Annotated in this window: 20 protein-coding genes; 6 read left to right on the top strand and 14 right to left on the bottom strand. The window is 69.2% G+C overall.

Annotated elements, in window-relative coordinates; genetic code table 11:
- Positions 1-46 precede the first annotated feature (46 nt).
- From BLQ14_RS02605 to BLQ14_RS02580, 6 genes are all read right to left on the bottom strand, one after another.
- Positions 47-1,042 (bottom strand): BMP family lipoprotein, encoded by a 996-nt coding sequence (locus BLQ14_RS02605; RefSeq protein ID WP_092497847.1) that lies wholly within the window; start codon positions 1,040-1,042, stop codon positions 47-49.
- 169 nt (positions 1,043-1,211) lie between these two features.
- Entirely contained in the window at positions 1,212-1,631 is a 420-nt protein-coding gene (locus tag BLQ14_RS02600; protein ID WP_092497845.1) for a GNAT family N-acetyltransferase, read from the bottom strand.
- A gap of 11 nt (positions 1,632-1,642) precedes the next feature.
- Positions 1,643-2,320, bottom strand: a complete 678-nt coding sequence (gene tsaB, locus BLQ14_RS02595) for a tRNA (adenosine(37)-N6)-threonylcarbamoyltransferase complex dimerization subunit type 1 TsaB (RefSeq protein WP_092497843.1) — start codon at positions 2,318-2,320, stop codon at positions 1,643-1,645.
- 13 nt (positions 2,321-2,333) lie between these two features.
- Positions 2,334-2,894 (bottom strand): NifU family protein, encoded by a 561-nt coding sequence (locus BLQ14_RS02590; RefSeq protein WP_092497841.1) that lies wholly within the window; start codon positions 2,892-2,894, stop codon positions 2,334-2,336.
- Positions 2,895-2,986: 92 nt separating this feature from the next.
- Positions 2,987-3,442 carry a universal stress protein gene (locus BLQ14_RS02585; protein ID WP_092497839.1) on the bottom strand — a complete coding sequence of 152 codons (456 nt, stop codon included), beginning with the start codon at positions 3,440-3,442 and terminating at the stop codon, positions 2,987-2,989.
- A gap of 81 nt (positions 3,443-3,523) precedes the next feature.
- Complete coding sequence (locus BLQ14_RS02580) at positions 3,524-4,387, bottom strand: branched-chain amino acid aminotransferase (protein WP_092497837.1); 864 nt, start codon at positions 4,385-4,387, stop codon at positions 3,524-3,526.
- A 208-nt stretch (positions 4,388-4,595) separates the two neighbouring features.
- Between BLQ14_RS02580 and BLQ14_RS02575 the strand changes: the two genes are divergently transcribed.
- A complete protein-coding gene (locus BLQ14_RS02575; RefSeq protein WP_170068384.1) occupies positions 4,596-6,008 on the top strand; it encodes an oligosaccharide flippase family protein in 1,413 nt (470 codons plus the stop codon).
- A 30-nt stretch (positions 6,009-6,038) separates the two neighbouring features.
- Here the strand turns inward: BLQ14_RS02575 and BLQ14_RS02570 are convergent, their stop codons facing one another.
- Positions 6,039-7,241 carry a CaiB/BaiF CoA transferase family protein gene (locus BLQ14_RS02570; protein ID WP_092497833.1) on the bottom strand — a complete coding sequence of 401 codons (1,203 nt, stop codon included), beginning with the start codon at positions 7,239-7,241 and terminating at the stop codon, positions 6,039-6,041.
- Entirely contained in the window at positions 7,238-8,416 is a 1,179-nt protein-coding gene (locus BLQ14_RS02565) for a pyridoxal phosphate-dependent aminotransferase (RefSeq protein WP_245656868.1), read from the bottom strand. The genes BLQ14_RS02570 and BLQ14_RS02565 overlap by 4 nt, the downstream gene beginning before the upstream one ends.
- A 168-nt stretch (positions 8,417-8,584) precedes the next feature.
- Here BLQ14_RS02565 and BLQ14_RS02560 point away from each other — a divergent pair, with 168 nt between their 5' ends.
- Positions 8,585-10,201 (top strand): GMC family oxidoreductase, encoded by a 1,617-nt coding sequence (locus BLQ14_RS02560; RefSeq protein ID WP_245656867.1) that lies wholly within the window; start codon positions 8,585-8,587, stop codon positions 10,199-10,201.
- Between the two features lie 57 nt (positions 10,202-10,258).
- A complete protein-coding gene (locus BLQ14_RS02555; RefSeq protein ID WP_092497831.1) occupies positions 10,259-11,113 on the top strand; it encodes a flagellar motor protein MotB in 855 nt (284 codons plus the stop codon).
- A gap of 4 nt (positions 11,114-11,117) precedes the next feature.
- On the opposite strand, the gene BLQ14_RS02550 is transcribed toward BLQ14_RS02555, so the two are convergent.
- The 6 genes from BLQ14_RS02550 to BLQ14_RS02525 all read right to left on the bottom strand — a co-directional run bounded on the left by BLQ14_RS02550 (position 11,118) and on the right by BLQ14_RS02525 (position 17,502).
- Positions 11,118-11,771, bottom strand: coding sequence for a DUF1523 family protein (locus tag BLQ14_RS02550; RefSeq protein ID WP_092497829.1), 654 nt, complete (start codon positions 11,769-11,771; stop codon positions 11,118-11,120).
- A 119-nt stretch (positions 11,772-11,890) separates the two neighbouring features.
- A complete protein-coding gene (locus tag BLQ14_RS02545) occupies positions 11,891-13,108 on the bottom strand; it encodes an aminopeptidase P family protein (protein WP_092497827.1) in 1,218 nt (405 codons plus the stop codon).
- Positions 13,109-13,280: 172 nt separating this feature from the next.
- Entirely contained in the window at positions 13,281-14,282 is a 1,002-nt protein-coding gene (locus tag BLQ14_RS02540) for a P1 family peptidase (RefSeq protein WP_092497825.1), read from the bottom strand.
- Between the two features lie 8 nt (positions 14,283-14,290).
- Positions 14,291-15,031: an SDR family oxidoreductase gene (locus tag BLQ14_RS02535; RefSeq protein WP_092497823.1), complete on the bottom strand. Its 741-nt coding sequence runs from the start codon at positions 15,029-15,031 to the stop codon at positions 14,291-14,293.
- Positions 15,032-15,243: 212 nt separating this feature from the next.
- Positions 15,244-16,350, bottom strand: coding sequence for a 3-isopropylmalate dehydrogenase (gene leuB / locus BLQ14_RS02530; protein ID WP_092497821.1), 1,107 nt, complete (start codon positions 16,348-16,350; stop codon positions 15,244-15,246).
- Between the two features lie 63 nt (positions 16,351-16,413).
- Positions 16,414-17,502, bottom strand: a complete 1,089-nt coding sequence (locus BLQ14_RS02525) for an A/G-specific adenine glycosylase (protein WP_245656866.1) — start codon at positions 17,500-17,502, stop codon at positions 16,414-16,416.
- A 131-nt stretch (positions 17,503-17,633) separates the two neighbouring features.
- Here BLQ14_RS02525 and BLQ14_RS02520 point away from each other — a divergent pair, with 131 nt between their 5' ends.
- From BLQ14_RS02520 to BLQ14_RS02510, 3 genes are read left to right on the top strand one after another with little or no spacing between them, the layout of a single operon-like run.
- On the top strand, positions 17,634-18,119 hold the full coding sequence (locus BLQ14_RS02520) for a DUF721 domain-containing protein (protein ID WP_092498346.1): 486 nt from the start codon (positions 17,634-17,636) through the stop codon (positions 18,117-18,119).
- A 23-nt stretch (positions 18,120-18,142) separates the two neighbouring features.
- Positions 18,143-18,811, top strand: coding sequence for a DsbA family protein (locus tag BLQ14_RS02515; RefSeq protein ID WP_092497819.1), 669 nt, complete (start codon positions 18,143-18,145; stop codon positions 18,809-18,811).
- Between the two features lie 7 nt (positions 18,812-18,818).
- The gene (locus BLQ14_RS02510) at positions 18,819-19,961 is read left to right on the top strand and encodes a CaiB/BaiF CoA transferase family protein (protein ID WP_092497817.1); all 1,143 of its coding nucleotides are present in this window, start codon (positions 18,819-18,821) and stop codon (positions 19,959-19,961) included.
- Positions 19,962-19,963: the final 2 nt, after the last annotated feature.

Genomic DNA, 19,963 nt, shown 5'->3' with positions numbered 1-19,963 from the left:
GGGGCCGCCCTCCCCCGAGCGGCCCCTCCCGCGCGTCAGCCGCCGGTCACTCGACCGGGCAGCTGTCGTCGCTCATGTAGTCGTGCACCTTGATCTCGCCGGCGATGATCTTGGCCTTGGCGTCCTCGACGGCGGCCTTCATCTCGTCGGTGATGAGCGCGGCGTTGTACTCGTCAAGCGCATAGCCCACCCCGTCATTGGCGAGGTTCATCAGCAGGAAGCCCGGCTTGAAGGTGCCCTCGGTGCCGGCCTTGAAGACATTGTAGACGGCGTTGTCCACCCGCTTGACCATCGAGGTCAGAACCGAGCCGGGGTGCATGTAGTTCTGGTTGGAATCAACGCCGATCGAGTAGATGCCGGCATCGGCCGCGGCCTGCAGCACGCCCACGCCGGTGCCGCCCGCGGCGGCATAGATCACGTCCGCCCCCTGCGCGATCTGCGCGCGGGCAAGCTCGGCGCCCTTCACCGGGTCGTTCCAGGCCGCAGGGGTGGTGCCGGTCATGTTCTGGATCACCCTGATCGAGGGATCGACAGCCTTCACCCCCTGCACATAGCCGCAGGCGAACTTGCGGATGAGCGGAATGTCCATGCCGCCGATGAAGCCCACGGTCTTGGTCTGGGTCTTCATGCCCGCAAGCATGCCGACAAGATAGCTGCCTTCATGCTCGGCAAAGACGATCGACAGCACATTGGGCTGATCGACCACCATGTCGATGATGGCGAAGTTCGTGTCGGGGTAGTCGGGGGCCACGCGCTCGAGCGTCGAGGCATTGGCAAAGCCCAGCACCACGATGGGGTTGGCGCCGCGCTCGGCCATCTTGCGCATGTTCTGTTCGCGCTGCGCCTCGGACTGAAGCTCCGTCTCGATGTAGCTGCCGCCGGTTTCCTTCACCCAGCGCTGCGCGCCGTTGTAGGCGGCTTCGTTGAACGACTTGTCGAACTTGCCGCCAAGGTCGATGATCAGGCCCGGCTCGGCCAGAGCCGCCACCGCGCTCATCGCAAGCGCCGCTCCGGCGCCAAGGACTGTCTTGAAAACGGTCATGTTTCTCTCCCGGTTGTGCCGGGGCGCTCGCCGGATGCGCCTGCGTCGCCCCAGACATGATGATTACCGCGTCTCCCGCGGCTCACTGACTGGGGATTAGCGCGCGCTTTGACCGGCCGGTCAAGGCAAATCCGGCATCGAAGGATGGCTCGGCCCCGTTGACGCCGGGTCACTCCCCGTCCACCGAGATGGCAAGAGCGCGCTCCATGATCACCGCGTCCACCCGTCCGCCGGAGGCCGTGGCATAATAGCCCCGCCGCCGCCCGCATTCGCGCCACCCCAGCGCCGAATAGAGGCTGCGCGCGGCGGCATTGTCCTCTGCGACCTCCAGAAAGGCGCGCCCGGCGCCGCGTCGCGCCGCCTCGGCCTCGAAAGCCATGACAAGGGCCCGCCCCGTACCGCGGCGCCGGCGCTCGGGTGCCACCGCGAGAGTAAGAAGCTCGGCCTCCCCGGCAACGGCGCGGCCGACCAGGAGCCCGCCATCGCGGACAACGCAAAAGACGGCAGGCTCGGCGAGAAGGCCCGCGAATGCCGCCGCGCTCCAGGGTTGCGGATGCGAGGTGAACACGCGCGCGTGCAGAGCGGCCATCTCTTCGGGGCTCACGGCAGGATCGCCGGCGGCGCCTCCTTCGGCGGGGCGGCATCCGCCGGACGAAGGTAAAGCGGGCGCGGCCGCTCGCGCACCGTCTCAAGGCGTGCAGCCGCGATGCGCGCGATCGCCACGGCCGGGTTCGCCACCGGCAACGCCACGGAGGCGTCGAGCAGGGCGGCAATCCTGCCGGCCTCGGGGCCGATGCAGGTGAGCGCGCCACCGCCGGGCGCCTCGGCAAGACGCGCCGGCACCTCGTCCGGCGTCGCGAGAAACGGCTCCGAACCCGCCCCGCCCGCGCCAAAAAGCTGCAGCGCCAACTGACCGCGTGGCGCGGGGAGGCATGCAAGCGCCGGGAGCGGCGCCCCGGCGGCCAGCGCCTCGAACATGGTCACGCCCACGGCCGGAACCTCCAGCGCCAGCGCGAGCCCCCTCGCGGCCGCGACCGCAATGCGCACGCCGGTGAAATTGCCCGGCCCTGTTCCCACGCCGATGCCGTCGAGGTCTCGCCAGGCGATTCCCGCCTGCTTCAGAAGCCCCTCGAGCATGGGAAAGAGCCGCTCCGCCTGACCGCGCCCCATCTCCTCATGGGCCTCGGCCAGAACCTCGCCCCCACGCAGGATGGCCCCGCCGCAATGCGCAGCGGAGGTGTCAAAGGCAATGAGAAGAGGCGCGGGAGAAGCGCTCACGAAGCGGCATGCATCAGAGGTTGACCGGGCGAACCTCGACCACCTCGGGGATGTAATGGCGAAGCAGGTTCTCGATGCCCATCTTCAGCGTCAGTGTCGAGGAGGGGCAGCCTGCGCAGGCCCCCTGCATGTGCAGATAGACCACACCCCGGTCGAAGCCGTGGAAGGTGATGTCGCCGCCGTCCTGCGCCACCGCCGGGCGCACGCGGGTGTCGAGAAGCTCCTTGATCTGGTTGACGATCTCGGCGTCGGGGCCGTCGTGTTCGGCGTGGCCCGACGCCTGCTCCTCACCCTCGATCGCAGGCGCGCCGGACTGGAAATGCTCCATGATCGCGCCGAGAAGCGCGGGCTTGATGTGCTCCCAGGCCACGTCTTCGGCCTTGGTGACCGTGACGAAGTCGGAGCCGAGGAACACCCCCGTCACCCCCTCGACCTCGAAGAGCCGGCGGGCCAGCGGGCTTTTCTGCGCCGCTTCCGGCGAAGGAAAATCCGCCGTCCCGGAGCCGAGCACGGTCTGGCCGGGCAGAAACTTCAGCGTGGCAGGGTTCGGGGTGGATTCGGTCTGGATGAACATCGGGCGCTTCCTTGCTTGCAGGTCAGGATATGCGCCCCGGCGCGGGAGCTGTCAAGGATTGGAACGATTCTAAACTTCGGCTCCTTGCGCCCTCAGGTCACCGCCTCGAGCTGTTCTTTCGAGAGGTTGCCCGGCACGATCGTGATCGGCACCGGCAGCGTGCCCGAGGCGCGCGTGAGCTGCGAGACGAGCGGTCCGGGCCCGGATTTCTCGGTACCCGCCCCGAGAACCAGCACGCCGATTTCCGGGTCTTCCTCGATCTGCGCGAGGATCTGGGGCACGGGCTCGCCCTCGCGGATGACAAGCTCGGGATTGACGCCGACCTTGTCGCGCATCCACTTGGCGAACACCTCGAAGTGGGCATGGATGCGCTCGCGCGCCTCCTCGCGCATGATGTCGCCGACCCCGATCCAGTGCTGGAACTCCTCGGGCGGGATGATGGCGATGATCTGCACCCCGCCGCCCGTCTTTGCCGCGCGCAGTGCAGCGAACCGCATGGCGTTGAGGCACTCGCGGCTGTCATCGAGCACGACCAGAAACTTGCGCATCCCTGCTACTCCCGCGGTGCCGCCCACACCGGCGCGATCATGGCCGAGGGCGCAACATCTGGCAACAGCACATGCGGTTGCTCAGCGCCGCGAATGCGCCCAGTCCCAGTAAAGCTCGCGCACCCGCCGGGTCATCGGGCCGACCTGATAGTGCGTGCCGTCGAACTCGGTGACTGGCGTGACCTTGTTCATGTTGCCCGACATGAACACCTCGTCCGCCTTGCGGAAGTCCTCGAAGGTCAGCACCGTCTCATGCACCTTCACCCCGTCGGCGACGAGATTGCTGATGTGGCGCGCGCGGGTGATGCCGGCAAGGAAGGTTCCGTTCGGGATCGGGGTGTACACCTCGCCGTCGCGCACCATGAATATGTTCGCCGTGGCGGTCTCGGCGACATTGCCCAGCGCGTCGGTCACCAGAGCGTTTGTGTAACCCTTCGCGCGTGCCTCGGCGAGCATGCGGGCGTTGTTGGGATAGAGACAGCCGGCCTTGGCATTGACCACGGCATCCTCGAGCACCGGGCGGCGGAAGCGCGTGGTGGTCAGCGTCGCGGTGGCATCCGGCGGCGCCATCGGGATCGCCTCGAGACAGAGCGCAAAACCGGTGCGCTTGGGTTGCGGGACGATCGCCGTCACATCGCCATCGATCGCCCAGTACATCGGCCGGATATAGACGGCGGTGCCGGGCGAAAAACGCTTCACTCCCTCGAGCGCGATCTCCACCATCTCCTCGGTGGAGACGGTGGGACGGATCATCATCGCCTCGGCCGAGCGGTTGACCCGCGCGCAATGCGCCTCCAGATCGGGCGCCACCCCGTCCACCCAGCGGGCGCCATCGAAGACCGAGCTGCCCAGCCATGCACCGTGGTCGGCGGCGCGCATGACCGGCACGTCGCCATCATGCCAACGGCCTTCGAAATAGGTGCGGATTTCGTTGCTCTGGGCCATGGCTCCCTCCGGCAGAAGATCGCGCGCAGATTAGGAGCGGCGCGCGGCAACGTCCACCGCCCCGATCGGCGGCCGCGAAAGCGCGCCCGGCGCAGCCCGGGCGGCTTGCCTGCCGACGCCGCTCGGGCCAATCTGTGTGGCACATGACGTCATGGGCCGAGGCCGTGCAGCGACCCCTCATCACCGCCTGCGAGACGCGGGAGCGCCGATGCTGAAGATTGTCGCCTCGCCCTTTGCCGTTGGCGTCGGCGCACGGCTGATCGGTCAGCTCATCGCCTTCGCCACGGTCATTCTCGCGGCGCGTTATCTCACCCTGGCCGATTTCGGCAGCTACGCTGTCGCCTGGGCGGTCACGGTGATTGCAACAAGCTTTGTCTTCTCCGGGCTTCACCAGGCCTGTCTGCGCAGCCGCGACATCGAGGCCGATGGCGACACCCTGTTCTGGCTCATGCTGGGGGTGGGGGCATGCGGTCTCGTGATCATGCTCGGCATCGGCCTGCTTGCCGGGGGGAGCGGCAGCGGCACCGGGCGCGTGTTTCTCGGCCTTTCGGTCATTCCGCTTGCAAGTGCCCCCGTGGCATGGCTCGAGGCGCTTCTCATGCGTGCCGGGCGGGCGCGCGCTGCGGCGGCCCACGTCGCAGTGGCCGAGTCTCTGGGCCTTTGCGTGGCCGCGGCGACACTCGAGGCCGGCCTTGGCACCATGGCTCTCGTCGCCGCCCGCCATGCGGTGGTGCTTGCCGGCCTTCTCATGCTGCTCGGGCTCGTGCGCAGGCGCCCCCGGCGGCGGTTCCGCTCCGACAGGTTGCGCGAGATCCGCGCCACCGTCACACCGCTGTGGGTCACGACGAGTCTCGCGATGTTTTCCAATTACGGCGCCGATCTCGTTCTGGGCGCCTTCCTCTCGCCCGCCGCCGTCGGCGCCTACCGCAGCGGCGCACGCATCACCATGACAGTGGCCGACCTCATCGTGCAGCCGCTTGGCAAGCTCAGCTGGTCGCGTTTCACCCGGCATGAGAAGGACGCCGACCCACAGGCCATCGCCCGGGCCTGGCTCGAGAACATGGCGGCGGCGGCACTTCTGTTCTGGCCGATCGCCTGCGGGCTGGCGCTTCTGGCCGCGCCGTTGGTGGAGACGGTCTTCGGCCCGGCATGGCTTCCGGCCGCGCCGGTGGTGGCGCTGCTTGCGGTATCCCGTTCTTTGCGGCTGTTCTCGGCGCTTCTCGAGCCGGCACTCATCTCAACCGGACACGCCGCAACCCAGCAGCGCATCCGCCTGTGCTCGGCGGTGGTTCTGCTGTTGCTTCTGGTCGCCTGGGGCCGGGCGGGCGCAACCGAGGCGGCCTTGGCCCAGATCGGCACCGCGCTCTTCCTCGCCGTCATGGCCGTTCCCGCACAGGCGCGGGCGCTCGGGATCGGCGCGAGGAGCCTCGTCCGCTGCTTCCTGCCGGGAGCCGGCATGGCGCTGGCATGCGCCGTGACCATCCTGCTGACGGAGGGCATGCGCGCGGCGCTGCCCGGCGCGCAGGGGCTTGTTGCCACGGTGGCATTGCTCGGCCTCCTCTGGCTTGCCGGGCTCGCGATTGCCCTGCGCAGCGGGCGGCTCGTCCTGCCCACGCCGTGAGGCGACAGAGAGGCCGCCCATGGCGCGGGTTCAGACCACGCCCCTTGCACGCAGGGCCGCGATCTCCTCGCCGCTCAGCCCGAGCTCGCGGAGGAGCTGTTCGGTGTGCTCGCCAAGCCGCGGCGGCGGCGCGGCTGGCGCGGGGCGCGCGCCGTCAAGCACCACCGGCGAGGCAAGAAGCGCCACGCGCTCGCCGTCGACCTCCTGCTCCGCCGTGAGCCCGCGCCCGGCCAGCTGCTCGGAAGCGAGCGCCTCTGGCACGCTCAGCACCGGGCCCGCCGGCACGCCGAGGCGGTTGAGCTCCTCCACCCATTGCGCGGCTGGGCGGGTGCGCAGCACCGCTTCAAGCTCGGCCTTCAGCGCCTGACGGTTGGCCTTGCGCGCCTCGCGGGTCGCGTAATCGGGGTGGGTGATGAGGTCATCCCGCCCCAGATGCCGGGCGAGCGCCTGCCACTGCTCCTCGCGGTTGGCGGCGATGTTGATCGGGGCATCGGCGGTGGCGAAGGTGCCCGAGGGCGCGGCGGTGAAGTTCTCGTTGCCCTGGGGCTTGGGCTCGACGCCACCGATGAGCCAGTTCGACACCACCCAACCCATCGTCGAGAGCACCGCCTCGGTCATTGAGATGTCGATGAAGCCGCCCCTCGGCTCGGCATTGAGCGCCGCGGCAATGGCGAAGGCCGCGGTCATCCCGCCAATGGTGTCGGCGAGCGGATAGCCCACGCGCAGCGGCGCCGAACCCGCATCGCCGGTGATCGACATCACCCCCGCCACACCCTGCACGATCTGGTCATAGGCGGGGTTGTCGCGCCACGGGCCGTCCTGCCCGAAGCCCGAGATCGCGCAGTAGATGAGGCGGGGATTGACCTCGGCCAGCGCCTCATGGCCGAGCCCGAGCCGCTCCATCACGCCGGGGCGGAAGTTTTCCACCAGCACATCGGCACGGGCGACGAGGCGGCGGAAGATTTCCTTCCCCTCCTCGGCCTTCAGATCGAGCGTCACCGATTTCTTGCCCGCGTTCTGGGCAAGAAAGGAGATGCCCATGAGGCGGGCGTTGCGCTCGGGATCGGCGCCGAGCTGGCGGGCGAGATCGCCGCTGCCCGGGCGCTCGACCTTGATCACCTCCGCGCCCATCAGCGCGAGCTGATAGCAGCAGTAGGGCCCGGCAAGCACATTGGTCAGGTCGAGCACGCGCACGCCCGCAAGCGGCGCCTGCCGCTGGCCTTTTGCACTCATCCCGGCGTCCCGGTGGCGAGGAAGTCGCCCATGCGCTCGAGCGCGCGGGCGATGTTCTCGCGGCTGTTGGCGTAGCTGATGCGGATGTAGCCCTCGCCCAGCACCCCGAAGTCCGGCCCGCCGATGGTCGCCACCCCGGCCTTTTCGAGAAGCGCCGAGGCAAGCGGCTTGGCCTTCCATCCCGTCCCGGTGATGTTGGGGAAGGCGTAGAAGGCGCCCTTGGGGGTGATGCAGGTGACACCCGGCAGCTCGTTGAGAAGCTTCACCACGAGTTTCCGGCGGGCATCGAACTCGGCCACCATCTTGCGCACCGCGTCCTGCGGCCCGGTCAGCGCCTCGAGCGCGGCGAACTGGGTCGGCGCGTTGACGCAGGACCAGCAGTTGACGGCAAGCTTGCGCGCCTTGTCGTAGAGCCGGTCCGGCCACACCGAATAGCCGATGCGCCAGCCGGTCATGGCATAGGTCTTCGACCAGCCGTTCAGGAGGATGAGCCGGTCGCGGATCTCGGGGAAGGTCAGAAGGCTCACATGCTCCTCCCCGTCATAGACCATCTGGTCGTAGATCTCGTCAGAAAGAACCGCGACCTCGGGGTGGGCGGCCAGCCCCGCCACGAGCTTTTCCACCTCCGCGCGCGGGGTAACCCCACCGCAGGGGTTGGCGGGCGAGTTGAGGATCATCAGCCGCGTCTGCGGGCTGACGAGCGACAGCGCCTCGTCGGCCGAGAAGGCAAAGCCGTTTTCCTCGCGGATCGGGATGGGCACGGGGCGGGCGCCGGTGAACTCGATCATCGAGCGGTAGATGGGAAAGCCGGGGTCGGGGTAGAGGATGTCCACCCCCGGCTCGCCGAACATCAGGATGGCGGCGAACATCGTCACCTTGCCGCCCGGCACGATCAGCACGTTGTCGGGGTTCACCTCAACCGCGAAGCGGCGGTTGAGATCGGCCGAGACCGCCTCGCGCAAGGGGAGGATGCCGGTGGCCGGGGTGTAGCCGTGCTGGCCGTCGCGCAGCGCCTTCACCGCGGCCTCCACGATGTTCGGGGGCGTGGGAAAGTCGGGCTGGCCGATGCCGAGGTTGATCACGTCCATCCCCTGCGCCGCGAGCGCGGCCGCCCGCGCGAGCACCGCAAAGGCGTTCTCCTCGCCGATCCTGTCGAAACCCGCCACCGTGCGCATCACCATGCCCTCCGATCTGATGACGCCTTGGGCTTAGGTCCGGCCGCGCGCAAGGTCAATCGACGCCGTTCGCCGTCACCTCCCGCCGCGAGGCCAGACAGCGCCCGCCCCTCTTGCGGCCGCCGCGCCGATTGCGTTTGCTGCAAGCCGGGGAAGGCGGAGGGGAAAATGACCGACAGCATCGAAACCGATTACGTCATCGTCGGCGCAGGCTCGGCGGGCTGCGTGCTCGCCAACCGCCTGAGCGAGGATGCGGCTGTGGTGCTTCTCGAGGCCGGCGGGCGCGACAACTACCACTGGGTGCACATCCCGGTGGGCTATCTCTACTGCATTGGCAACCCGCGCACCGACTGGGGCTTTCGCACCGCGCCCGAGCCGGGGCTCAACGGCCGCAGCCTCCTTTACCCGCGCGGGCGCATCCTCGGCGGCTGCTCTTCGATCAACGGCATGATCTACATGCGCGGGCAGGCGGCCGACTATGACCACTGGCGCCAGCTCGGCCTGCCCGGCTGGGGCTGGGAGGATGTGCTGCCCTACTTCCGCAAGTCCGAGGACTACGTGGAGGGCGCGAACGAGTATCACGGCGTGGGCGGCGAGTGGCGGGTGGAGAACCAGCGCCTGCACTGGGACATCCTCGACCGCTGGCTGGAAGCGGCGGTGCAGGCGGGCATTCCCGAAACCCGCGACTTCAACACCGGCGACAACGAGGGCGTCGGTTACTTCAAGGTCAACCAGCGCGCAGGCTGGCGGATGAACACCGCCAAGGCCTTCCTGCGGCCTGCGCGCAACCGCCCCACGCTCAGGATCGAGACCCACGCCCAGGCCGAAGGGCTGATCCTCGAGGGCCGGCGCGCCGTGGGCGTGCGCTTCCGCCAGCACGGGCGCTTGCGCGAGGTGCGGGCGCGGCGCGAGGTGATCCTTGCCGCTGGTGCCATCGGCTCACCGCAGCTTCTGATGCTCTCGGGCGTGGGCCCGGCGGGGCATCTGCGCGAGATGGGCATCGAGGTCGTGCTCGACCAGCCGGAGGTGGGCGCCAACCTGCAGGATCATCTGCAGCTGCGCTGCGCCTACCGGGTGGAGAACGCGAGGACCCTCAACACCCTTGCCGCAAGCCTCATCGGCAAGGCGCGGATCGCCGCCGAATACGCGCTCTTCCGCACCGGGCCGATGTCGATGGCGCCCTCCCAGCTTGGCGCCTTTGCCCGCTCCGGCCCCGATGTGGCCACGGCCGATCTCGAATACCACGTCCAGCCGCTCTCGCTCGATGCCTTCGGCGAGCCCTTGCACCCCTTCGACGCCATCACCGCCTCGGTGTGCAACCTGCGGCCCGAATCGCGCGGCTCCGTGCGCCTTGCATCGCCGGACCCGAGGGCGCACCCGGTGATCGCGCCGAACTACCTTTCGGCCGAGCGCGACCGACGCGTCGCCGTCGCCGCGATCCGGCTGACGCGCAGGATCATGGCCCAGCCCGCCCTCGCGCCCCATCGCCCGCAGGAATTCAAGCCGGGCCCCGAGGCGCAAAGCGACGAGGAGCTCGTGCGCGCGGCCGGCGACATCGGCACCACCATCTTCCACCCCGTGGGCACGGTGCGCATGGGGGCCGATGAAGCCGCGCCGCTCGACGCGCGGCTGCGCTTTCGCGGGATCGGGGGGCTCAGGGTCGTCGATGCCAGCGTCATGCCGACGATCACCAGCGGCAACACCAACTCACCCACCATCATGATCGCCGAGAAGGCCGCCGACATGATCCGAGAGGATGCGCGCCAGCCTGCCCGCGCGCGTTAATCGGCGCTTCACTCCCGGCTGCTACCCCTGAGGCGGGGTAGTGAGAGAGGTGGTGGGATGAGCGCGAAATCCAACGCGCCCGTCATCATCAAGCGCAAGAAGGTCGTCGGCGGCGGCGGACACCACGGCGGGGCGTGGAAGGTCGCCTATGCCGATTTCGTCACCGCGATGATGGCCTTCTTTCTCCTGATGTGGCTTCTGAACGCGACGACCGAAAAGCAGCGCAAGGGGATTGCCGACTATTTCAACCCGACGATCCCGATCAACCGCATCTCCGGCGGCGGCGAGGGCTCATTCGGCGGCACCAACATCTTCTCGGAACGTGTGCTTGCCCACAACGGCACCGGGGCGAGTGCCCGCTTTCCCACCGAGGAGTTTCAGGCCCGCGGCGCCACCGGCACGGACAGCACGCGCGAGGAGGCAGCAGCCGCGGCACAGGCCGAAACGGCGCTGCGCGAGATCGAGGAGACACTCAACGCGCGCGGCGGCGAGAGCATGGCCAGCCGCGGGCTCATGCGCCACATCGTCACCCGCGTCACCGACGAAGGGCTGATCGTGGAGCTGTTCGATCTGCCGGGCCGCGCCCTGTTCGAGCCTGACGGCGACACACCCACCCCGCTGATGGAAGCGCTGGTGCAGCTTGTGGGAGAGGTGTTTGCGCTTGCGGTCAATCCCATCGCCGTGCAGGCGCATCTGCGCGCCCGGCCGCTGGTGGCGGCCGAAAGCGTGGCGGCATGGGAGCTTTCCAGCCGCCGCGCCCATCGCAGCCGGCAGATGCTCGAAGCCACGGGCCTGCCGCCCCAGCGCATCCAGCGCGTCACCGGCTATGCCGACCGCAAGCCCGCGGCGCGCGATCCGATGGCGGTGCGCAACAACCGGGTGGAGCTGATCCTGCTGCGCGAGGTCAGGTGACGGCTCAGCGCGGCGCGCGACCGAGGAGCCGGTCGATGAACCTGCCAAGGCGGCCGCGCGCCCTGTCAAACCGCTGGTCGGCCTCGTCGAGAGCCGCGTCGGCCTTCTCGAACAACGGGTCGATATGGCGCCGCCGGAACCGGCGCCAGAGCTGGCGCAGGGTGAGCGCGATCACCAGCAGAAGCGTGATCAGGACGATGTTGAACCAGGGGATCAGCGTGACGTTGGGGTCGTCGATCGGCGTGATCGAAATGGCATTGGGGTAGATCGAGAAGAACTCGTTGCGCCAGCCGTAATGGGTGACGATCACCCATTGCGGGTTGTCCTTGGTCGAGCGCAGGTCGGCCGCCTCGGCCTGCAGGGTGGCGGCGTCGAACTTGAAGTAGGGCGGCCAACCCCAGCCGGTGTCCTCGTTGCGGTAGACGATCACCTTGCCGTTGGGGCGCACCGCCTGGATGAAGAACACGTCGCGGCTGGTCACGGTTGGGTCGGAGCCGGATTCGCGCGCGGCCCAGAACCACGCATTCGCCCCCGGATCGACGCGCTTTTCGTAGGTGTCGGTGATGCGCACGATGTCGCGCTGGGGAAGATTGTAGTGCAGAAAGGCGATGACCAGCACCGCCACCACGATCCGCAAGGTCCATTTGACGTAGCGCATGCGCAAAGCCCTCCCCGGCCGGGTGGCGCGCCGGTCCTTCCGGCGCGCCTGAAGCGTTGGCCGCATGTAAGCGCCCGCCGCGCCCCTGCCAAGGCCGGGCCGGTGAGAGCGCCCGCGCCTCAGGCCGGGTCGATGACGTTGAACTCCGGGCCGTAGGGATAGCCGGTGATGTCTTCCGCGCCGGTCTCGGTGACGATGAGGATGTCATGCTCGCGGTAGCCGCCGGCGCCGGGCTGGCCTTGCGGGATGGTCAGCATCGGCTCCATCGAGATCACCATGCCCGGCTCGAGCACCGTGTCGATGTCCTCGCGCAGCTCGAGCCCCGCCTCGCGGCCGTAGTAGTGGCTGAGGATGCCGAAGGAGTGACCGTAGCCGAAGCTGCGATACTGCAGAAGCCCGCGTTCGGCGAAGAAGGCATTGATCGCGTGGGTGATCTCGGCGCAGCTCACGCCGGGGCGGATCAGCGACATGCCGTATTCGTGGGCGGCAATATTGGCCTGCCAGATCGCCATCGAGGCCGCATCCGGCTCGCCGAGGAACATCGTGCGCTCGAGCGCGGTATAATAGCCCGAGATCATCGGAAAGGTGTTGAGCGAGAGAATGTCGCCGCGCTCGAGCCGCCGCGCGGTGACGGGGTTATGCGCCCCGTCGGTGTTCAGCCCCGACTGGAACCATACCCAGGTGTCGCGATACTCCGCGTCCGGAAAGCGCGCGGCGATCTCGAGCTCCATCGCGTCGCGGCCGGCCATGGCGATGTCGATCTCGCGCGCGCCCTCGCGCACCGCCTCGCGGATCGCATGACCGCCGACATCGGCCACCGCCGCGCCCTGCCGGATCAGCGCGATCTCGGCCGGAGACTTGCGCATCCGCTGCCGCATGGTGGCGGGCGCAAGGTCGATCACCGCCTGCGGGGCAAGGAAGTGCTCGAGCCGCGCGCGCTGGGCCACCGTCAGGTGATCGGCCTCGTAACCCACGCGCCGCCCGGTGCCGGCGACATGGGCCACGGCGCGCCAGAAATTGTCGCGCGCCCAGTCGGTGTAGGTGAGGTTGTCGCCGTGGCAGCGCCGCCAGGGCTGGCCGCCGTCGATCCCGGCGGAGATGGTCACATCGGCGCTGTCGGTCACGACCAGCGCATAGGGCCGGCCGAAGCTGCAGTAGAGAAAGCCCGAGTAGTAGGCGACGTTGTGCATCGAGGTGAGCACCGCCACCTCCACCCCCTCGGCCGCCATCGCCGCGCGCAGGCCCGAAAGCCGCGCCTCGTATTCTTCGGGCGCAAAGGGCAGCGGGGCCTTCTCGCCGTTGTGAGAGACATGGAATGCAGGTCGTGTGTCGGTCATCGTCGAACCTCCCACCGGGTGCGGGGGTTCGCCACCGTCCCGCACCGCCAAAAGGTCCCGGCGTTCAGGACGGACAGGGAGCGCGCGTGCCGGCGACGCCATCGCCGGGGCTCCATGCCGGGAAATACGCGCTCCAGCGCCCTCGGGCAAGCACGGGGTGAGGCAAGGCGGCTCAGCCCGCGAACCGCTCGCACCAGGCGGGCAGCGCGTCGCCCGGCGCGGGGCGCGCGGCGTGCACGCCGCGGGCGATGGCGCGCGCAAGGCAGCTGGCCGCGGCATGGCCGATGAGCAGAAGCTCGGCGGCCGGGTCGGAAAGCGCGCGGCTGCCGGTGGCAGCGGCGAAGACGAGATCGCCGTCAAAGGGCGTGTGGCTTGGCACGATCGCGCGCGCCATGCCGTCATGGGCGGCGATGGCCATGCGCCGCGCCTCGGCCTTGGTCAGCCGCGCATCGGTGGCGACGATGGCAATGGTGGTGTTGGCGCCGGGCTCGGGTGCGTGGGTCTTGAGCGCGGGCAGCGCGGCGGGGTCGGGCGGCTCGGGCAGGCCCAGCCCGCCGAACTCCTCGCCGAACTCGAAGGGCGCGGCCCAGAAGCGCCCGCGCGCGTCGCCCACGGGCGAGCCCAGCGCATTGACGGCCACCAGCGCGCCCACCGTCACGCCCGAGGGCAGCACCACCGAGGCCGAGCCGAGCCCGCCCTTGAGCCCCGCCACCGTGGCCCCCGCGCCCGCCCCTTCGCTGCCAAGGGCGAAATCCTCGGCCGCCTGCAGGAGCGCCGCGCGCCCAAGCGCGGGATAGGGGTTCTGCACCCAGCCCTTGTCGCCGCCATTCAGAAGATCGAAGAGGATCGCGCCGGGCACGATCGGCACCCGCTGATCGCCCACCGCAAAGCCGCGCCCCTGCTCGCGCAGCGCATCTGCCACGCCGGAAGCCGCCGCAAGCCCCAGCGCCGAGCCGCCCGAAAGCACCAGCGCATCGACCTCGCTGACGAGGTTCTCGGGGGCCAGAAGGTCCGTCTCCCGCGTGCCGGGCGCGCCTCCCATCACATGCACAGCCGCCGTGAAGGGCGACGCGGCCGTCAGCACCGTCACGCCGGACTTCAGCCGCGCGTCCGCGGCATTTCCGACGAGGAGCCCCTCCACATCGGTGATGAGGTTGCGCGCGCCGGGGCGCATGGCCGGGCTCATATGCAGCGTCCGCCGTCCACCTCCAGCGCCACGCCGGTAACCATGCTGGCCTCGTCGGAGCAGAGGTAGAGCGCGGCGTTGCCCAGATCCTCGGGCGTCGAGAACCGCCCGAGCGGAATGGTGGCAAGAAAGGCCGCGCGGCGCTCAGGCGTGTCCTCGCCGAGAAAGCTCTTCAGAAGCGGGGTCTCTCCCGCAACCGGCGCCACTGCGTTGACGCGGATGCCATGGGGGGCGAGCTCCACCGCCATGGTCTTCGTCGCGGTGATCATCCAGCCCTTCGAGGCGTTGTACCAGTTGAGGTTGGGCCGTGGGCTGATGCCGGCGGTGGAGGCGACGTTGAGGATCGCCCCCTTCCCCCGCGCCTTCATGTGCGGCACCAGCGCGCGGGCGGTGAGATAGACCGACTTGGCGTTGACGGCGAACACCCGGTCGAAATCGGCCTCGGGCACGTCCTCGAGCGGCATGGGCAGATGGGTGATGCCGGCGTTGTTGACGAGAATGTCGACATGGCCGAAGGCCGAAAGCGCGGCATCGGCCATTTCATCGACGCTGGCGCCGTCGGAGACATCCACCTTCTGCGCCAGCCCGCCCACCTCGTCGGCCACGCGCGCGGCGGCCTCGGAATTGATGTCGGCGACCATCACCTGCGCGCCTTCGGATGCAAAGCGCCGCACGATGCCCTCGCCAAAGCCGGAGCCGCCGCCGGTGACGATCGCTGTCTTGCCCTCAAGCCGCATGGTCTCTCCTCCCTGTCTCGCGCGGCCAGTCTAGGCGTTCGAGAAGCGGTGCCAAGCGGTCTCGTCCTTCGCTGCTTGCGAAGGGTTCCGTCCGGGGGACCGCCCGGCCGTCAGGCCGGGCAGCGCCCGATCCGTCCCCCAGGGCGGGCGCTTCATCGCGCCCACCCTCGGGCCGGGCGCTCCCCTTGTCTCTTGTGACTGTCGGCGGCGCGTCAAAGACTCGCGTCAAGCGCGGCGAGAATGGCGTCGCCCATCTGTGAGGTGGAAACCGGGCTGGCCCCCTCGGCCTGAATGAGATCGGCGGTGCGCACGCCGTCGGCCAGAACCTTCTCCACCGCCCGCTCGAGCCGGTCGGCCTCCGCGCCCTGATCGAAGGAATAGCGCAGCGCCATGGCGAAGCTCAGGATGCAGGCGCAGGGGTTGGCCTTGCCCTGCCCGGCAATGTCCGGCGCCGAGCCATGCACCGGCTCGTAGAGCGCCTTGGGCCGGCCGTTTTCCATCGGCGCGCCGAGCGAGGCCGAGGGCAGCATGCCGAGCGAGCCGGTGAGCATCGCGGCGGCATCCGACAAAAGGTCGCCAAAGAGATTGTCGGTGACGATCACGTCAAACTGCTTGGGCCAGCGCACGAGCTGCATGGCGCCCGCGTCGGCATACATGTGGCTGAGCTCCACATCGGGGTATTCGGCGTCGTGAACCTCCTGCACGACCTCGCGCCAGAGCACGCCCGATTCCATCACGTTCGCCTTCTCCATCGAGCAGACCTTGCCCGAGCGCCGCCGCGCCAACTCGAAGGCCGAGCGCGCCACGCGCGCGATCTCGGACTCGGTATAGCGCTGGGTGTTGATGCCCACGCGCTCGTTGCCTTCGCGGAAGATGCCGCGCGGCTCACCGAAATAGATGCCGGAGGTCAGCTCGCGCACGATCATGATATCGAGCCCGGCCACCACCTCGCGCTTGAGCGAGGAGAAATCGGCCAGCGCATCGAAACACTGGGCGGGGCGGAGGTTGGCGTAAAGGTCCATCTCCTTCCTGAGCCGCAGAAGGCCGCGCTCGGGCTTCAGCTCGAAGGGCAGGCTGTCATACTTCGGCCCGCCCACGGCGCCGAGCAGCACGGCATCGACCTCTTGCGCTCGGGCCATGGTCTCGTCGGTGAGCGGGGTGCCGTGGACGTCATAGGCCGCGCCGCCGACGAGATCGCGGGTGACGTCGAACTCGAGCCCGCGCTTTTCGCCGAACCAGTCGATGATGCGCTCGACCTCGGCCATCACCTCGGGGCCGATACCGTCTCCGGGAAGGATCAAGAGGGAGGGCTTGCTCATGGCTGATGTCCTGACTGGTTCGGTTGTCTGTCCGGCTTCGCCTAGCCCGCGTGCCGCACGGGGTCAAGAAACCGCCGCAATCGCGGGATGCTCGCGCGCCACCGCATGCACCTTGCGCATCAGGCTCGGCAGCGCCTCGGCGCGAAACGCCTCCGCAGGCACGAAGCTGCCGCGCCGCGGCTCCACCCCCGGGGCGGCGAGCGTGACGAACACCTCCAGCTCGAGGTGGAAATGGGTGAAGGTGTGGCGCACCCGCGCCCCCGCATCGCTCCACTCGGCGGCAAGCGGCGGCGCCGGCGCGGGGGCGTCGCCCTCCGTCCACTCGCTGACCGGCCAGCCCAGAGTGCCACCGAGAAGGCCGCGGGGCGGGCGGCGCTCCAGAAGCCAGGCGCCGTCACCGGCGCGCCGCGCCACATAGGCGATGCCCCGCCGCCGCGGCTTTGGCGTCTTCGCCGCGCGGCGCGGAAGCTCGCGGGCGAGTCCCGAGGCGCGGGCGGCGCACGCGAAGGCCAGCGGGCAGCGCCCGCAGGCCGGCGCGCGCGGCGTGCAGACGGTGGCGCCGAGATCCATCATCGCCTGCGCGAAGTCGCCCGGCCGGTGCGGCGAGACGAGCGCTGCGGCATGGGCGGCGAGCCGCGGCTTGGCCTTGGGCAGGGGCTCTTCGACCGCGTGGAGGCGCGCCATGACCCGCTCCACATTGCCATCCACCACCGCCTCGGGCGCATCATGGGCGATGGCGGCGATGGCGGCGGCGGTATAGGGGCCGATGCCCGGCAGCTTCTCGAGCCCCTCGCGGGTGGAGGGAAACCGCCCGCCGGCCTCGGCGACGATCCGTGCGCAGGCGTGCAGGTTGCGGGCCCGCGCGTAGTAGCCAAGCCCCGCCCACTCGGCCATCACCTGCGCTTCGCTGGCGGCGGCGAGATCCTCGACGCGCGGCCAGAGCTCGGTGAACCGGGCGAAATAGCGGCGCACCACCGCCACCGTGGTCTGCTGCAGCATCACTTCCGAAAGCCAGACGCGGTAGGGGTCGGGCCTGACCCCGCGCGCCCGCTCGGCCGGCCCCACCCGCCAGGGCAGCGCGCGGGCATTCGCGTCATACCAGGCCAGAAGCCGCGCGCGCAGTTCGGCCTTCGTCCAGTGTTCAGTGTTCACGCAAGTGTCACCTCTCGCCCGGCCCGATTCCTCTGGAACCCGCTGCCTGCGGGCTTACAATAGCCGCACGCGCGGCGACGTCCATCAGGGCTGCCCGCGAACGACGGAAGGTGGCTGAGGCTGGCATGGCGATGCAGGCGGAGCGCGGGCGACGGGGATTTCAGCGCGCGGCGGCGTTCATGGACCGCCCCCTTCGCGCCGTTTCCGAGGCACGCGGTTTCGCCGTTGCCCGGCTGCTGACCCGCTGGCCCGAGATCGTGGGCGAGGAGATCGCGCGTATCGCCCGGCCGGTGAAGGTGAGCTATGCGCAGGGCGGCTTCGGCGCGACGCTGACGCTTCTGACCTCGGGGGCGCACGCGCCCTTCGTGCAGGCGGAGGTGCCGCGCATTCGCGAGCGGGTCAACGCCTGTTACGGCTACAACGCAATTTCGCGCATCCGCATCACCCAGACACATGCGGCAGGCTTCGGCGAGCCTGAGCGCTCGTTCGAAAGCCCCAGGCCCGACCCCGAAGCCGCCCGGCAGGCCGAAACCCTCGCGCGCGAGGTTTCCGATGAGCGCCTGCGCAGAGCCCTGGCCTCGCTCGGGCAGAACATCCTTTCCAGAAGCCGCGCCTGAAGCGGCCCAACAGCAGGACTGCCATGAAACGCATCTTCTCCACCCTCACCGCCGCAGCCTTCGCCCTCGTCACGCTCACGGCCGGAGCCTTTTCCCAGTCCCAGAGCGAAGTCGATACCTCGCTTGCCCCGGATTTCGTGCTTGGCAACCCCGATGCGCCGGTGACCATCGTCGAGTACGCCTCCTTCACCTGCCCGCACTGCCGCAATTTCCACGCCGGCCCGCTGAAGCAGCTGAAGGCCGACTACATCGACACCGGCAAGGTGAAGCTCGTCTACCGCGAGGTCTATTTCGACCAGTTCGGCCTCTGGGCGGGGATGGTGGCGCGCTGTGTGGCGCAGACTCCCGAAGGCGAAGTCAGCGCCGACGACGCGGCCAGCGCACGCTATTTCGCCATGGTGGACGTGCTCTACGAGAAGCAGAAGGAATGGCTTGATGCCACCGACGCCGCGGGCATCGCCGACAATCTGCGCCGGCTCGGCCGCGCGGCGGGGCTTTCCGACGAGCGGCTCGACGCCTGCCTGACCAACCGCGACCTCGCGCTTGCCATGGTCGCGCGCTACCAGGAAAACGCCACCCGCGACGGGGTGGAGGCAACGCCCTCCTTCGTGATCGGTGGGACCACCTACAAGAACATGGCCTACGAGAAAATGGCCGAGCTGATCGAGGCCGAACTCGCCAAGGCAGAGTAGGCCGCCGATGGGCGCACCGCTCGAAGGGCTCAAGGTCGTTGAACTGGCACGCATTCTGGCCGGCCCCTGGGCCGGGCAGATGCTGGCCGACCTCGGCGCCGACGTGATCAAGGTCGAAAGCCCCAGGGGCGACGACACCCGCCAGTGGGGGCCGCCATTCGTCGAGCGCGAGGGGGATGTGTCGGCTAGCTACTTTCACAGCTGCAATCGCAACAAGCGTTCGATCGCGGTGGATTTCGCCACGCCCGAAGGCCAGGAGACGGTGCGCGCGCTCGTCCGCGATGCCGACGTGGTCATCGAGAACTTCAAGGTCGGCGGGCTGAAGAAATACGGGCTTGATTACGACAGCCTCGCGAGCCTCAACCCCGGTCTCGTCTACTGCTCGATCACCGGCTTCGGGCAGGATGGCCCCTACGCCCACCGCGCGGGCTATGACTACATCATCCAGGGCATGTCCGGCATCATGTCCGTCACCGGCGAGCCCGATGGCCAGCCGCAGAAGGTTGGCGTTGCGGTGGCCGACATCTTCACCGGGGTCTATTCGGTGGTGGCGATCCTCGCCGCGCTGCGCGAGCGCGACCGCATCGGCCGCGGGCAGTGGATCGACATGTCGCTTCTCGACGTGGCCACGGCGGTCACCGCCAATCAGGCGATGAACTACCTCACCACCGGCACCCCGCCGCAGCGGCTCGGCAACGCGCATCCCAATCTTGCGCCCTATCAGGTCTTCGACTGCGCCGACGGCTGGATCATCATCGCCACCGGCAACGATGCCCAGTACCAGCGGCTCTGCCGCGTGCTCGGGCTCGACTGGATGGCAGAGCATCCCGACTATCTGACCAATGCCGACCGCATCGCGCACCGCGAGGAACTCACGCGGCTGCTCACCGAGGCAACGCTGAAGCGGGGGAAGGCCGAGCTCTTGGCCGCCTGCGAGGCGGAGGGCATTCCCGCCGGGCCGATCAACGATCTCGCCGAGGTCTTCGCCGACCCGCAGATCCGCCATCGCGGGCTCCAGGCCGAGATCGGCGGCGTGCCCACGGTGCGCGCGCCCTTCCGCTTCTCGGAAAGCGAGCTCAGGCTGGAAAGGCCCTCGCCGAAGCTCGACGAGCACGGTGAGGAAATCCGCCGCAAGCTTGGCATTCGCTGACC

The sequence above is a fragment of the Meinhardsimonia xiamenensis genome (genome assembly GCF_900102905.1).
Classification (GTDB): domain Bacteria; phylum Pseudomonadota; class Alphaproteobacteria; order Rhodobacterales; family Rhodobacteraceae; genus Meinhardsimonia; species Meinhardsimonia xiamenensis.
Note: the sequence above shows the minus strand (reverse complement) of the source record. Positions and strands in the feature narration are given on the sequence as shown.

What these genes read in the sequence shown, in the direction of transcription:
- BLQ14_RS02605 (WP_092497847.1), bottom strand. Translation starts at nt 1,042, where the DNA reads ATGACCGTTTTCAAGACAGTCCTTGGCGCCGGAGCGGCGCTTGCGATG.
- BLQ14_RS02600 (WP_092497845.1), bottom strand. Translation starts at nt 1,631, where the DNA reads ATGGCCGCTCTGCACGCGCGCGTGTTCACCTCGCATCCGCAACCCTGG.
- BLQ14_RS02590 (WP_092497841.1), bottom strand. Translation starts at nt 2,894, where the DNA reads ATGTTCATCCAGACCGAATCCACCCCGAACCCTGCCACGCTGAAGTTT.
- BLQ14_RS02585 (WP_092497839.1), bottom strand. Translation starts at nt 3,442, where the DNA reads ATGCGCAAGTTTCTGGTCGTGCTCGATGACAGCCGCGAGTGCCTCAAC.
- BLQ14_RS02580 (WP_092497837.1), bottom strand. Translation starts at nt 4,387, where the DNA reads ATGGCCCAGAGCAACGAAATCCGCACCTATTTCGAAGGCCGTTGGCAT.
- BLQ14_RS02575 (WP_170068384.1), top strand. Translation starts at nt 4,596, where the DNA reads ATGCTGAAGATTGTCGCCTCGCCCTTTGCCGTTGGCGTCGGCGCACGG.
- BLQ14_RS02570 (WP_092497833.1), bottom strand. Translation starts at nt 7,241, where the DNA reads ATGAGTGCAAAAGGCCAGCGGCAGGCGCCGCTTGCGGGCGTGCGCGTG.
- BLQ14_RS02565 (WP_245656868.1), bottom strand. Translation starts at nt 8,416, where the DNA reads ATGCGCACGGTGGCGGGTTTCGACAGGATCGGCGAGGAGAACGCCTTT.
- BLQ14_RS02560 (WP_245656867.1), top strand. Translation starts at nt 8,585, where the DNA reads ATGACCGACAGCATCGAAACCGATTACGTCATCGTCGGCGCAGGCTCG.
- BLQ14_RS02555 (WP_092497831.1), top strand. Translation starts at nt 10,259, where the DNA reads ATGAGCGCGAAATCCAACGCGCCCGTCATCATCAAGCGCAAGAAGGTC.
- BLQ14_RS02550 (WP_092497829.1), bottom strand. Translation starts at nt 11,771, where the DNA reads ATGCGCTACGTCAAATGGACCTTGCGGATCGTGGTGGCGGTGCTGGTC.
- BLQ14_RS02545 (WP_092497827.1), bottom strand. Translation starts at nt 13,108, where the DNA reads ATGACCGACACACGACCTGCATTCCATGTCTCTCACAACGGCGAGAAG.
- BLQ14_RS02540 (WP_092497825.1), bottom strand. Translation starts at nt 14,282, where the DNA reads ATGCGCCCCGGCGCGCGCAACCTCATCACCGATGTGGAGGGGCTCCTC.
- BLQ14_RS02535 (WP_092497823.1), bottom strand. Translation starts at nt 15,031, where the DNA reads ATGCGGCTTGAGGGCAAGACAGCGATCGTCACCGGCGGCGGCTCCGGC.
- leuB (WP_092497821.1), bottom strand. Translation starts at nt 16,350, where the DNA reads ATGAGCAAGCCCTCCCTCTTGATCCTTCCCGGAGACGGTATCGGCCCC.
- BLQ14_RS02520 (WP_092498346.1), top strand. Translation starts at nt 17,634, where the DNA reads ATGCAGGCGGAGCGCGGGCGACGGGGATTTCAGCGCGCGGCGGCGTTC.
- BLQ14_RS02515 (WP_092497819.1), top strand. Translation starts at nt 18,143, where the DNA reads ATGAAACGCATCTTCTCCACCCTCACCGCCGCAGCCTTCGCCCTCGTC.
- BLQ14_RS02510 (WP_092497817.1), top strand. Translation starts at nt 18,819, where the DNA reads ATGGGCGCACCGCTCGAAGGGCTCAAGGTCGTTGAACTGGCACGCATT.